At 47.9% G+C, this 12,773-nt stretch carries 12 protein-coding genes, 1 rRNA gene and 1 other annotated feature; all 13 genes read right to left on the minus strand.

Annotation, left to right across the window (positions count from 1 at the left end):
• Positions 1-54: 54 nt before the first annotated feature.
• Complete coding sequence (locus KNQ05_RS14975) at positions 55-459, minus strand: Mini-ribonuclease 3 (protein ID WP_214805995.1); 405 nt, start codon at positions 457-459, stop codon at positions 55-57.
• Positions 456-1,853 (minus strand): cysteine--tRNA ligase, encoded by a 1,398-nt coding sequence (cysS, locus tag KNQ05_RS14980; protein ID WP_088835999.1) that lies wholly within the window; start codon positions 1,851-1,853, stop codon positions 456-458. Before cysS ends, KNQ05_RS14975 begins: the two co-directional genes overlap by 4 nt.
• Positions 1,807-2,490: a serine O-acetyltransferase gene (cysE, locus tag KNQ05_RS14985; protein WP_214805997.1), complete on the minus strand. Its 684-nt coding sequence runs from the start codon at positions 2,488-2,490 to the stop codon at positions 1,807-1,809. Before cysE ends, cysS begins: the two co-directional genes overlap by 47 nt.
• Before the next feature lie 45 nt (positions 2,491-2,535).
• Positions 2,536-2,753: a binding site (T-box leader), on the minus strand.
• Positions 2,753-4,198, minus strand: coding sequence for a glutamate--tRNA ligase (gltX, locus tag KNQ05_RS14990; RefSeq protein WP_214767893.1), 1,446 nt, complete (start codon positions 4,196-4,198; stop codon positions 2,753-2,755). It overlaps the preceding feature by 1 nt.
• A gap of 44 nt (positions 4,199-4,242) precedes the next feature.
• Complete coding sequence (gene ispF / locus KNQ05_RS14995; RefSeq protein WP_029332239.1) at positions 4,243-4,725, minus strand: 2-C-methyl-D-erythritol 2,4-cyclodiphosphate synthase; 483 nt, start codon at positions 4,723-4,725, stop codon at positions 4,243-4,245.
• Between the two features lie 2 nt (positions 4,726-4,727).
• Positions 4,728-5,411 (minus strand): 2-C-methyl-D-erythritol 4-phosphate cytidylyltransferase, encoded by a 684-nt coding sequence (gene ispD, locus KNQ05_RS15000; protein ID WP_088835996.1) that lies wholly within the window; start codon positions 5,409-5,411, stop codon positions 4,728-4,730.
• 51 nt (positions 5,412-5,462) lie between these two features.
• Positions 5,463-6,554, minus strand: coding sequence for a PIN/TRAM domain-containing protein (locus KNQ05_RS15005; RefSeq protein ID WP_088835995.1), 1,092 nt, complete (start codon positions 6,552-6,554; stop codon positions 5,463-5,465).
• Positions 6,555-6,684: 130 nt separating this feature from the next.
• Entirely contained in the window at positions 6,685-8,061 is a 1,377-nt protein-coding gene (gene radA, locus KNQ05_RS15010) for a DNA repair protein RadA (protein WP_029332236.1), read from the minus strand.
• A gap of 77 nt (positions 8,062-8,138) precedes the next feature.
• Positions 8,139-10,586 (minus strand): ATP-dependent Clp protease ATP-binding subunit, encoded by a 2,448-nt coding sequence (gene clpC / locus KNQ05_RS15015; RefSeq protein WP_214805999.1) that lies wholly within the window; start codon positions 10,584-10,586, stop codon positions 8,139-8,141.
• Positions 10,586-11,659, minus strand: a complete 1,074-nt coding sequence (locus KNQ05_RS15020) for a protein arginine kinase (RefSeq protein ID WP_214771737.1) — start codon at positions 11,657-11,659, stop codon at positions 10,586-10,588. Before KNQ05_RS15020 ends, clpC begins: the two co-directional genes overlap by 1 nt.
• Positions 11,652-12,080 (minus strand): hypothetical protein, encoded by a 429-nt coding sequence (locus tag KNQ05_RS15025; RefSeq protein WP_088835992.1) that lies wholly within the window; start codon positions 12,078-12,080, stop codon positions 11,652-11,654. The genes KNQ05_RS15020 and KNQ05_RS15025 overlap by 8 nt, the downstream gene beginning before the upstream one ends.
• Positions 12,081-12,097: 17 nt before the next feature.
• Entirely contained in the window at positions 12,098-12,553 is a 456-nt protein-coding gene (locus tag KNQ05_RS15030; protein ID WP_088835991.1) for a CtsR family transcriptional regulator, read from the minus strand.
• A 140-nt stretch (positions 12,554-12,693) separates the two neighbouring features.
• Positions 12,694-12,773 (minus strand): 5S ribosomal RNA (rrf, locus tag KNQ05_RS15880); the annotation flags it as partial.

Below are 12,773 nucleotides of genomic sequence, written 5' to 3' on the forward strand. Positions count from 1 at the left end.
TCAACACGTTTTCGTTTTTCGCCAGTCTTAGGGCGCTGTCCTTGATCGACTGGGTTATTTTCCGTCTGTCGTTTCGGCTTCGAGTAATTCGAACGCTTGCCCGATGAGTTCTTCAAGACGATCCCCTCCTTCTGAAAGATAAATGTAGCCTAACAATGCTTCGAACGCCGTCGCGTAGCGGTACGTATGGACATCCGTACTTTTTGGTACAGAACCGGACTTCGCATTTTTCCCACGCCGGACGACGGCTTGTTCCTCTTCTGTCAGTGTTCCCTGATTGAGCCAATGTGTAACGACGGTCGCCTGTGCTTGCGCCCGGACATACTGGACCGCTGCTTTATGCAACTCGCCTGGTTTGACGAAACCACGGTCAAGTAGTCGCTCTCTTACATGCATCTCATAGACGACATCTCCCATATAGGCGAGCGCGAGCGCGTTCAATTGTTTATAGTTCTTCATCCGCGCTTCCACCGCATCCCTTGTGCTGTATCTTCAAGCAAGATGCCCTGGTCGCGTAACTGATCGCGGATTTCATCTGCCCGTCCGAAATCACGATTTTTCCGTGCTTCGTTTCGTTCTGTGATCAACTGTTCGACTTCTTCGTCGAGCAGTCCGCGGTCGACCGTCAACGTTACACCTAATACGCCCGACAATTCATTGAAAACGGTCAGGAAGCGCTCAAGAACTTCTTTTGACACTTGTGCTTCTGCAAGATAAAGATTTGCTTCTTTCGATAAATCGAACAAATCCGTTACAGCGTTCGCTGTATTGAAGTCATCATCCATCGACGTGATGAAATGTTGCTTGATGTCTTCAATCCGCTTTAACCATTTTTCGTTTGCCGTTCCGAGATCTGCCGTCATCGCGAGACGATGCTCGACGTTTGCGACCGACTCCCGAATTCGCGCGAGACCGTTGACCGCTTGATCAATCAGCTCACGGCTGTAGTTGATCGGATGACGATACTGAACAGACAGCATGAAGAAGCGTAAGACCATTGGATCAACGACTTGAATCGCTTCATGGACCGTCAAAAAGTTTCCGAGTGATTTCGACATCTTCTCGTTTTCGATGTTGACGAATCCATTGTGCATCCAGTAGTTCGCGAATTTTTGAGAATTGCATGCTTCCGACTGGGCAATTTCATTTTCATGGTGCGGGAATTTCAAGTCTTGTCCACCGGCATGGATATCAATCGTATCGCCAAGGTATTTCTTTGCCATCGCCGAGCACTCGATGTGCCAGCCCGGACGTCCTTCACCCCATGGACTTGTCCAAGACGGTTCGTCCGGCTTAACGGCTTTCCAAAGAACGAAATCGAGTGGATCTTCTTTTTTCTCGCCGACTTCAATCCGCGCGCCCGATTGTAATTCATCAATCGATTGCTGACTCAACTGACCATACGTCTCAAAACTCCGTGTCCGGAAGTAGACATCTCCGCCTGAAGCATAGGCATTCCCTTTTTCAACGAGAACTTTGATGAAGTCGATGATATCATCCATCGTCTCCGTAACGAGCGGATGGACGTCCGCTTGTTGCACGTTCAAAGCTCCAGTATCTGCATGATACGCGGCAATGAAACGTTTCGTTAAGTCATGATAATCTTCACCGAGTTCATTTGCCGTCCGAATGATTTTATCATCGACATCCGTAAAGTTCGAGACGTACTGAACCTCATAACCGCGGTACGTAAAGTAGCGGCGGACTGTATCGAAGACAATTGCCGGGCGGGCATTACCAATGTGGATATAGTTATAGACGGTCGGTCCACAGACGTACATCTTGACCTTACCTTCTTCTAACGGTTTAAATGGTTCCTTTTTTCCGGTCATGCTGTTGTAGAGTTGTATCATTCCGAAGTCCTCCTTTGATTCGTTCAATTTCCCGTTTTAGTTCATCGATTTCAATTTCAATCCGTTCCTGGCACTCACTAACGGGATCCGGTAGACGGTGATCGAGAGGGGCCTCGACTTTCATTCCGTCCTGGATGACGACACGTCCCGGAATCCCGACGACGGTTGCGTTAGCAGGGACGTCTTTCAGGACGACTGAGCTTGCCCCGATTTTTGATGCATCCCCGACCGAAATATCACCGAGTACACGTGCTCCGGCTGAAACGAGCACGCCGTTCCCGAGCGTCGGATGACGTTTGCCCGTCTCTTTGCCCGTCCCGCCGAGCGTCACGCCTTGGAAAATCGTCACATCGTCGCCGATGATGGCTGTTTCTCCGATGACGACACCCATCCCATGGTCGATGAAGAAGCGACGACCAATCGTCGCACCCGGATGAATTTCGATCCCTGTCAAGAAGCGGCTGAACTGTGAAATGCTTCGCCCCAGTAACTTTAAGTTCAACTTCCATAACCGATGGGCTACACGGTGCATCCAAATCGCATGTAAGCCGGGGTACGTCAAGATGACTTCAATGCTACTGCGTGCAGACGGGTCTTGGTTGAATACATTGCGAATGTCTTCTCGTATACGTGTCATGTTCAATCTCCTCTCCATAAGAAAAAGCGCCCCCGTGCATCGCTGCACAGAGACGCTAATTAGCGCGGTCCCACTCTGTTTGGACGAATCAATCGTCCCTCTCCGTGTCCGTTAACGCCGGAGATACGTCTACGCCTACTCTCACTGATTTCGGGTAGCACTCAGAGGGGCATTTCATGACAATTTTCTTCAAGCTCTCGCACCACACAAGCTTGTCTCTGGAGAAGAAACATTGACACTACTTTCCTCATCTACGCTTTATTTATACGTCTAGTCGCGCAAGTACGCGGTCTTTTCCTAATAGTTGAATCGTATTCGGAAGTTCTGGACCATGTGTTTGCCCCGTCGTTGCGACGCGGATTGGCATGAACAGATTTTTTCCTTTTTGACCGGTTGCTTTTTGTGTTGCCTTAATCGATGCTTTGATCGCTTCCGGCGTCCACTCTTCAAGTGTCCGCAATTGGTTCGCGAATTCAGCTAAGACGGTCGGAACCGTTTCGCCACTCAAGACAGTGTTTGCTTCTTCATCATACACCACTTCATCTTCAAAAAACATCTCTGAAAGCTCAACGACTTCCGCTCCGTGTGTCATCTGCTCACGGTAAAGTCCGACGAGGTTCTTCGCCCAGTCGAGTTCTTCTGCTGACGGCTCGTTTGAGACGCGTCCTGCTGCTTGAAGGAATGGAAGACTCGCTTCGAATACTTCTTCGAACGATTGATGTTTCATGTACTGCCCATTGATCCAAGCGAGTTTTTGTTGATCGAAAACAGCTGGACTCTTCGACAGGCGGGACGCATCAAAGATTTCGATGAATTCTTCTTTCGTAAAGATTTCTTGTTCTCCGACCGGCGACCAACCAAGCAACGTCACGAAGTTAAGTAACGCTTCCGGGAGATACCCGAGGTCTTTATACTGCTCGATGTACTGAATGATTGATTGATCACGTTTCGACAGTTTTTTATGCTCTTCGTTGACGATGAGCGTCATGTGACCAAATGTTGGATACTCCCAACCGAACGCATCATAAATCATCATCTGTTTCGGCGTGTTTGAGATGTGGTCGTCTCCACGTAAGACATGGCTGATTGCCATCAAGTGATCGTCGACGACAACGGCGAAGTTATACGTCGGAATCCCGTCTTTTTTGACGATGACCCAGTCCCCGAAGTCTTTTGATTCAAACGATACGTCTTCTTTGACGATATCGTTCCACGTATATGTCACGCTTTCCGGTACACGAATCCGAATCGATGGTGTCCGTCCTTCCGCGACGAATGCGTCTTCTTGTTCTTGCGATAAATCTCGGTGTGCACCTGAATAACGCGGTGCTTCACCACGTGCGATTTGTGCTTCACGTTCCGCCTCAAGTTCTTCCGAGGTCATGTAGCAACGGTAGGCGAGTCCTTTTTCAAGTAACTCGTCTGTGTATTTTTGATAAAGATCAAGCCGTTCCATTTGGAAGTAAGGACCGTAATCGCCACCGCGGCCTGGACCTTCATCCCAATCGATTCCGAGCCACTCGAGGTACTTCATCTGACTTTCAACGCCACCATCAATGTTTCGTTTTTGGTCCGTATCCTCAATCCGTAAAATCATTTTCCCGCCCGCATGACGTGCGAACAAATAGTTGAATAAAGCCGTCCGTGCATTCCCAATATGAAGGTGCCCGGTCGGACTTGGTGCATAACGTACACGTACTTCTGCCATTGCCGATCACTCCTTTAGTCTCAAATTCGCTTAATTAGTATACCTTATTCTTCGATTCGTTTCAGCAGAATCACAGCTTGGCACGCAATTCCTTCTTCACGCCCTGTAAACCCGAGCCATTCCGTCGTCGTCGCTTTGACATTGATCTGCTCGATGTCCGCTTCAAGCAGTTCCGCAATCCGCGCACGCATCGTATCGATGTACGGGCGTAATTTAGGCGCTTGCGCGATGACGGTCGCGTCTAAGTTACTCAATTCATATCCTTTACGCTTGACGAGTGCATAGACATGTTCGAGCAGTTTAGCAGAGTCCGCATCTTTGAACTCAGGATCGGTGTCCGGAAAATGTTTGCCGATATCCCCTTCTGCAATCGCTCCGAGTGCTGCATCCGCAATCGTATGGAGCAAGACGTCCGCATCCGAGTGACCGAGTAATCCTTTCGTATGTGGGATTTCAATCCCACCTAAAATGAGTTTCCGATCTTCTGCGAATGCATGTACATCAAAACCTTGTCCAATTCGAATCATCGTTATTTCCCTCGTTTCATTAAGATCGCTTCACCAAACCATAAATCATCCGGTGTCGTCACTTTAATATTTTCATACTGACCGGTGACGAGCGTCACCTTTCCTCCGTCCCATTCTATCAAACTTGCATCATCTGTACCTAAATAGTGTTCTGCTGCTTTTTGATGGACGGTTCGGATCGTGTCGAGATCGAAGGCTTGCGGTGTTTGAGCTGCCATCAGTTCGTCACGCGGAACCGTTTCGACGATCGTCTCTCCGATGATCCGTTTGACCGTATCTTTGACCGGGACGGCGAGAATCGCTGCTTTGTGCTCGACTGCCGCCGCGACGACGGCATGAATCGCTGTCTGTTCGATGAATGGCCGGGCGCCGTCATGAATCAACACGATACCGGGTGCTTCGATGACTTCCAGTCCGCGTAAGACACTTTCTTGCCGTTCTCGTCCTCCGGCAACAAGGCGTACAGGCGTTGCGTATCGGTCCGTCACTTGCTCAAACCAGACTTGTTCCGCCGGATTGATGGCAAGAATGATTTCTTCACATAAGGGATCGGCTTCAAACACATCGAGTGTCCACTCAATGATTGAACGGTCCCGTAACAGCAGCATCAGTTTATTACGATCTGCGCCCATTCTTTTTCCGGCACCAGCTGCCGGAATGACGACGCGGTATGTCTGTTCTATCACTGCATTCCCTCTTTTCTCATAAGTAAAGACTGCCACAGTTGTGGCAGTCCCTTATTTTTCTTGTGGCTTCGCAAAAATCATCCGTCCAGCAGACGTCTGAAGGACACTCGTCACGACAACACCAATCGTTTTCGAAATCAAGTGTTTACCACCTTCGACGACGACCATCGTGCCATCTTCGAGGTAGGCAATCCCTTGCTTTTGCTCTTTTCCTTCTTTGATGACAAGCACCATCATCTCTTCACCCGGAATCACAACTTGCTTGACGGCATTTGCTAAATCATTGATGTTCAAGACGGGTACGTTCCGGACTTCACACACTTTATTCAAGTTGTAATCGTTCGTAACGACAATTCCTTTCATCAACTCTGCCAGCTTAATCAGTTTGATGTCGACTTCTGGTACATCCTCGAAGTCACCATCATAAATTTCGACTTCCATTCCAGGGATTGATTGGAGTTCTTTTAAGACGTCAAGCCCCCGGCGTCCACGATTTCGTTTTAATGTATCCGATGAATCGGCAATGTATTGAAGTTCCCCAATCACGAACTGCGGAACGATCAGTTTCCCTTCAACAAATCCGGTCTTCGCGATATCTGTGATCCGTCCATCGATGATAACACTCGTATCGAGTACTTTACTGTTTGATTTTGCGACAACAACGGGTTCCGGTGTCGACTTTTTATCCGAGTTACTACTGTTTGACCGTAAAAAGATTTTCGTCAACTCATGCCGTTTGCGATATCCGACCGTAAAGCCGAGGTATCCGAATAAGGCAGTCGCGAAAATGGTTAAGACATTACTAAGCAGCGGAATCCCGACAAGTTCAATCAACATGCTGACGAGAAATGCCATCACGAGACCTAGCAAGAGACCAAATGTTCCAAAGAATAAATCTGCAGCGGGCGCCTTTACTAGTTTTTCTTCTAAAAATCGGAGAAGTCGAATAACCGCATCCGTAATGAATAATCCAATTAATAAAAATATGAGTGCACCAATCGTTCCGGTTACGTATGTCGTCATCAACCATTCCGGGAAAGTCATCCCTGTCGCCGCTTCAATTAATTGAAATAACTGGGGCAATAACAAGACACCAAGCGCAAGACCGAGTAACGCGAAAAAGATTCGAATGATGATTTTCAATCTTCCCACCTCCTTCTATTATTTTAAGTTCATTGTAACATGTATTTATTTGAATCACCTACGCCTTAAGGTGGGGAAACTGTTTACATATCCATTACAGCCTCCCCATCTTTTCCTACATTTCAGGCGTTTAAAACGGGATGGTTTCGCGTAACGCTTCGTCAACACTTTCGACACCGATGACCGTGATGCCGTCCGGATAGGTCCATCCCCCGAGATTGTTTTTCGGAATGATGGCTCGTGTGAATCCGAGCTTCGCAGCTTCTGCGACGCGTTGCTCAATCCGTGAGACGCGCCGGACTTCTCCCGTCAAACCTACTTCACCAATGACGACATCTGTCGGACGTGTCGGCTTGTCGCGAAAACTCGAGGCAATCGCGACACAGACGGCGAGGTCAATCGCCGGTTCATCGAGCTTGACGCCACCAGCTGCTTTCAAATAGGCATCTTGTGTCTGGAGCAGTAAACCAGATCGTTTCTCAAGCACTGCCATCAGCAAGGCCACTTTATTTTGGTCAATCCCTGTTGCCATACGGCGTGGATTACCGAATGATGTCGGTGAAATCAGGGCTTGTAACTCAACGAGAACAGTCCGTGTCCCCTCCATCGAAGCAACGATTGTCGAACCCGATACACCGGACGTCCGCTCCTCGAGGAAGATTTCCGATGGATTCAAGACTTCTTCTAAACCAGACTCCCGCATTTCAAAGATTCCAATCTCGTTCGTCGAACCAAACCGGTTTTTGACGGCACGGAGAATCCGGAACGTATGGTGACGTTCCCCTTCGAAGTACAGGACGGCATCGACCATGTGTTCGAGCAAACGGGGTCCGGCAATCGAACCTTGTTTCGTGACGTGACCAACGATAAAGATGGCAATGCCGCGACTCTTCGCGATTTTCATCAGCATCGCCGTACATTCACGTACTTGCGTGACGCTACCAGGGGCAGACTGAATTTCATCGATATAGACCGTTTGAATCGAGTCGATGATTAAAAAGCCTGGTTTTTCTTCGTCGACGACCCGCTCAATCATATTCATGTCCGTTTCACTGAGCACGAATAAGTCTTGAGTCGGTAAACCGAGCCGTTCAGCGCGGAGTTTTGTCTGTTTGAGCGATTCCTCACCTGAGATATAGAGGACTTTTTCGCCGCGTTGTGCAAGGCGAGCACTTGTCTGTAACAGAATCGTCGATTTCCCAATCCCCGGGTCACCTCCGACGAGGACCATCGATCCGGGCACAATCCCGCCGCCGAGCACACGGTCAAATTCACTACTCCCCGTGAAGACACGACTTTCTTCTTGTGAGACGATATTTGCGAGACGTTCCGGTTTCAATTGTTTCGTCGTCGTATGGACAAAAGCGGAACCGCGTCGTGCTTTCTTCTCCTCGACGACTTCTTCGACCATCGTATTCCATTCCCCACAGCCGGAGCAGCGTCCCATCCATTTCGGTGACTCCGTCCCACAGCTTTGGCAAACAAATTTCGTCTTCATTTTAGCCACTCTGTTCATCCTTTCTCTATCCAAGAAAAAGCCCAGCTTTCGCTTCGTACTTGCGAAAGCTGGACCCTGTTGATCACTTATTCTGTCGTTGCCGGTTCCACTTGGTGGCGGCGGACGACGAATTCATCGTTTTCTACATCAAGTGCAACACGTTCTCCTTTTTGAATGTCTCCCGCAAGCAATGCTTCCGACAAACGATCCTCAGCTTCTCGTTGAAGTGCACGACGGATTGGGCGAGCTCCGTATTCTGGGTCGTATCCGATGTCGGCAATCTTCGAAAGCGCGGCAGGTGTCAATTCAAAGTGAACCTGTTGTTCCGCAAGGCGTTTTTCGAGAGTCTTCGCCATGAGTTTGACGATCTCTTCGATGTGTTTTTTCTCAAGTGAGTGGAAGACGATCGTTTCGTCAATCCGGTTCAAGAACTCAGGACGGAAGGCTTTCTTCAGTTCGTCCATCACTTTCCCCTTCATGTCTTTGTATTCGCGGTCCGTATCGTCCGACACTGTGAACCCGACGTATTTATTCCGTTTGAGGGCACTTGCACCGACGTTCGACGTCATGACGATGATCGTATTACGGAAATCGACTGTCCGGCCTTTTGAATCCGTAAGACGTCCATCATCGAGCACTTGAAGCAAGATGTTGAAGACTTCAGGGTGAGCTTTTTCAATTTCATCAAGCAAGATGACGGAGTACGGTTTACGGCGTACTTTTTCAGTCAATTGACCGCCTTCTTCATATCCGACATATCCAGGAGGTGAACCGACGAGTCGGCTTGTTGCATGTTTCTCCATGTATTCTGACATGTCGATTCGGATGATGGCATCCTCGTCACCAAACATCGATTCTGCGACGGCACGGGCAAGCTCTGTTTTACCGACACCCGTTGGACCGAGGAAGATGAATGAACCGATTGGACGTTTAGGATCTTTGAGTCCGGCACGTGCGCGACGGATTGCTTTTGAGATTGATTTGACCGCTTCATTTTGACCGATGACCCGACTATGAAGAATTTCTTCGAGACGGAGCAAACGATCGGTTTCTTCTTCAGCGATTTTCGTTACGGGTACGCCCGTCCAGCTCGCGACGACCTGCGCGATATCATCTTTTGTGACTTCAAGCTTCTCATTGCCTTGTTTGTTCTGCCATTCTTCTTTTAAGCGCTCGAGCTCATCGCGAAGTTTTTGCTCTGTGTCGCGTAAGCTTGCTGCTTTTTCGAATTCTTGGCTTTGGACGGCTTCGTCTTTATCTTTTCGGATGCCTTCAAGTTTTGCTTCGACTTCTTTTAAGTTCGGTGGTGCTGTATATGAACGAAGACGAACTTTTGAAGCCGCTTCGTCAATCAAGTCGATTGCTTTATCCGGTAGGAAACGGTCTGAGATGTAACGGTCAGAAAGCGTCACCGCTTCTTGAATCGCTTCATCCGTGATCGTGACACGGTGGTGGGCTTCATAACGGTCACGAAGACCAAACAAGATTTGTGTTGCTTCGTTCGCTGTTGGTTCAGCGACTTGAATTGGTTGGAAACGACGCTCAAGCGCTGCATCTTTTTCGATATATTTGCGGTATTCGTCAAGTGTCGTCGCACCGATACATTGGAGTTCACCGCGCGCGAGTGATGGTTTTAAAATGTTTGACGCATCGATTGCGCCTTCTGCTCCACCTGCACCAATCAATGTGTGCAATTCGTCGATGAAGAGAATGATGTTTCCAGCTTGACGGATTTCATCCATGACCTTTTTCAAACGGTCTTCGAACTCACCACGGTATTTCGTCCCGGCGACGAGCGTCCCCATGTCGAGAACCATGACGCGTTTATTCCGTAACGTTTCCGGCACTTCATTGTTGATGATTTGTTGAGCGAGTCCTTCGACGACAGCTGTTTTACCAACACCTGGCTCCCCAATCAAAACCGGGTTGTTTTTCGTCCGACGACTCAAGACTTCGATGACACGTTGAATTTCTTTTGCGCGTCCGATGACTGGGTCGAGACGTGTCTCACGTGCTTGTTGCGTCAAGTCGCGTGCCAAGCCATCTAGCGTTGGCGTCGCGACGCCTGAGCCTGCTTGTGATGCGTTAGCTGTCGTTTCGCTGTTCCCAAGCAGTTGCAATACTTGCTGACGTGCTTTAGAAAGACTGATTCCAAGGTTGTTTAAGACGCGTGCCGCAACACCTTCACCTTCACGAATCAAGCCGAGTAAGAGGTGCTCCGTGCCGACATACGAATGACCGAGCTTACGTGCTTCATCCATTGAAAGTTCGATGACTTTTTTTGCGCGCGGCGTATAGTGAATCGTCGTCGCACCATCTTGTCCACGACCGATCAATGCTTCGACTTCCATTTGAATTTTATCTGAACTGAGTCCGAGTGCTGTTAAAGCTTTCGCAGCAATCCCGTCTCCTTCACGTACAAGCCCGAGTAAAATATGTTCTGTCCCGATATTATGGTGTCCGAGTCGTACTGCTTCTTCCTGTGCAAGTGCGAGTACGCGTTGGGCACGTTCTGTGAATCGTCCAAACATCATTACGCAAAACCTCCTTGTGTGTGATCCCTGTGTTTCTGTTCGGTTAACATCTGACGAATCACATTCGCTCGCTCGATGTCCCGTTCTCTTGTTGTTAATTGATTCCCGAAATGCTTTTGTAGAAAACCTGTTTGTAAGGATACAAGTAAATGATGAAACACATTCGGTGCGAGATTGACAGCTAATCCTAGCCCATCTGCTAAGCGAACATCGGATAGACGTTCCGTTGCTTCTCGTGCCGTAATTAAACGGGCGGATGTTAAAATGCCATACGACCGGTATAACCGGTCTTCTAGTTCTTCTTGATACATCTCCATTAATCCTTTTCTTGCGGCCTGTTCTGCCTCAATTAATGCTTCAACAGCAAAAAGATAATCCGTAATCAGCATATCTTCACTCGCTCCAAGAGTCCGTTGATTCGACAGTTGAAACATCCGCCCAGAGGCGTCGCTGCCTTCACCATACCGGCCACGAATCGCAAAACCAAGCTGTCTCAAGTGCTTGACGTATCCTTGAATTTGATTCGTCAAGACAAGTCCAGGTAGATGCAGCATGACAGAAGCGCGAAGTCCCGTCCCGACATTGCTCGGACAGGTTGTCAAATAACCGAGTGTATCATCAAAGGCAATCTTAAAACGTTCACTAATCAATTGATCGACTTGTTTCGCGATCCGAAAAGCTTCTTCGAGTTGTAGACCCGGAAACAATGTTTGAATCCGGAAATGATCTTCTTCATTCACCATGACGCTAATCTGTTCATCTTCACTAATGAACAATCCCGTCCGTGGATGGGATGCAAGTGCGGGACTGATTAAGTGTTTTTCCACTAAAGCAGTCCGTGTCAGCGCATCCGCCTGGTCGACCCGTCCAAATCGGAATCCTTTTAGTCCACTCAACTGGCGTTCCGTTTCATCAATCAGTTCATTCGCCTCTTTTTCCGACAGCATCGTCGAGAACGGATATTGCATCGCATTTCGAGCTAAACGAATCCGTGTCGAGACGACGATGTCATCATAAGGGGCTTGTTGATTCATTTTTTCACTTAAAGGATGCGTCAATAATTCTTTAAACATGGCGCAAATCCTCCTCGACGCTAACAATCTGTTGTTTAATCAGTTCAGCTTCTTCGTAATCTTCTGACAAGACCTTCCGATTGAGTTGTTCTTTTAACCGGCTTAACTGTTGCTTCAAACGCTTTTCGACTGATTCTTCATCAGGGCGTGATCCATAATGTTTGGAGTGGCCATGCTGGAATTGACGGACCATTCCATCGACTTCATCCTTAAATACGGTGTAACACGTCGCACAACCAACTTTTCTCAAATGCAACAACTGTTGTCGTGTCATACCACAAGAAGGACACGTTGTACCTTGATACTCGCGCGCAAGCTCTCGGACACATACAGAACATAAAACACGCTCTGCTCCTTCCGTTTCTTGTGGAAGTTTGACACGTACGATTGCCTCGCGCTCTAAACAACGTTGACATCGCATATGGCATTCCTCCAATGCTACAATCGCTTGATGGTTTGGAGAAGTGATTGCATCAGATGCGCTCGCATCCGGTGTTGATCTTCTACATCCATCGGTAGACTTTCTTTTCGTAACAACGCTTGGATGATAATCGCTTCACGTCGCGTTAATAATTGTTCATTCATTAATCGAATCAAATAATCTTCAGCAGCCTGTTCGGTTAATTGATCACCGACCCAGGCACTCATCTCGTCTAAGAGATCGTGACTATCTAGCAAAACGATTTTCTGAATCCGGATATACCCTCCACCACCACGCTTACTTTCGACAAAATAGCCTTTTTCGACTGTAAAACGTGTGTTGATGACATAATTGATTTGGGAAGGAACACAATCAAAACGCTGGGCAATTTCTTGACGTTTGATTTCAACTTTTGTTTCATCATTTAAGATTTGTTTTAAATAGGCTTCGATGATATCTGTGATGTTTTGCATGGGCACCACCTCTCTGACCATCTTTGACTATTGTTTGATTTAATAGTAATCATCTTAAAAGTGAATTGCAAATAATTTAACTCTAAATGAACATACACAAAAAGACCGACCTGCAAGATGCAGATCGGTCTTTTTCAATTGCCTGGCAACGTCCTATCCTCACAGGGGGAAGCCCCCAACTACTTTCGGCGTTCAAGTGCTTAACTTCCGTGTTCGGCAT

The sequence above is a fragment of the Exiguobacterium sp. s125 genome (assembly GCF_018618605.1).
Classification (GTDB): domain Bacteria; phylum Bacillota; class Bacilli; order Exiguobacteriales; family Exiguobacteriaceae; genus Exiguobacterium_A; species Exiguobacterium_A oxidotolerans.

Bases quoted from the DNA above. Each gene is read 5' to 3' on its own strand.
- cysE (WP_214805997.1), bottom strand. From the start codon at position 2,490: ATGACACGTATACGAGAAGACATTCGCAATGTATTCAACCAAGACCCG.
- cysS (WP_088835999.1), bottom strand. From the start codon at position 1,853: ATGATACAACTCTACAACAGCATGACCGGAAAAAAGGAACCATTTAAA.
- KNQ05_RS15030 (WP_088835991.1), bottom strand. From the start codon at position 12,553: ATGCAAAACATCACAGATATCATCGAAGCCTATTTAAAACAAATCTTA.
- KNQ05_RS15025 (WP_088835992.1), bottom strand. From the start codon at position 12,080: ATGCGATGTCAACGTTGTTTAGAGCGCGAGGCAATCGTACGTGTCAAA.
- clpC (WP_214805999.1), bottom strand. From the start codon at position 10,586: ATGATGTTTGGACGATTCACAGAACGTGCCCAACGCGTACTCGCACTT.
- gltX (WP_214767893.1), bottom strand. From the start codon at position 4,198: ATGGCAGAAGTACGTGTACGTTATGCACCAAGTCCGACCGGGCACCTT.
- ispF (WP_029332239.1), bottom strand. From the start codon at position 4,725: ATGATTCGAATTGGACAAGGTTTTGATGTACATGCATTCGCAGAAGAT.
- KNQ05_RS15020 (WP_214771737.1), bottom strand. From the start codon at position 11,659: ATGTTTAAAGAATTATTGACGCATCCTTTAAGTGAAAAAATGAATCAA.
- KNQ05_RS14975 (WP_214805995.1), bottom strand. From the start codon at position 459: ATGAAGAACTATAAACAATTGAACGCGCTCGCGCTCGCCTATATGGGA.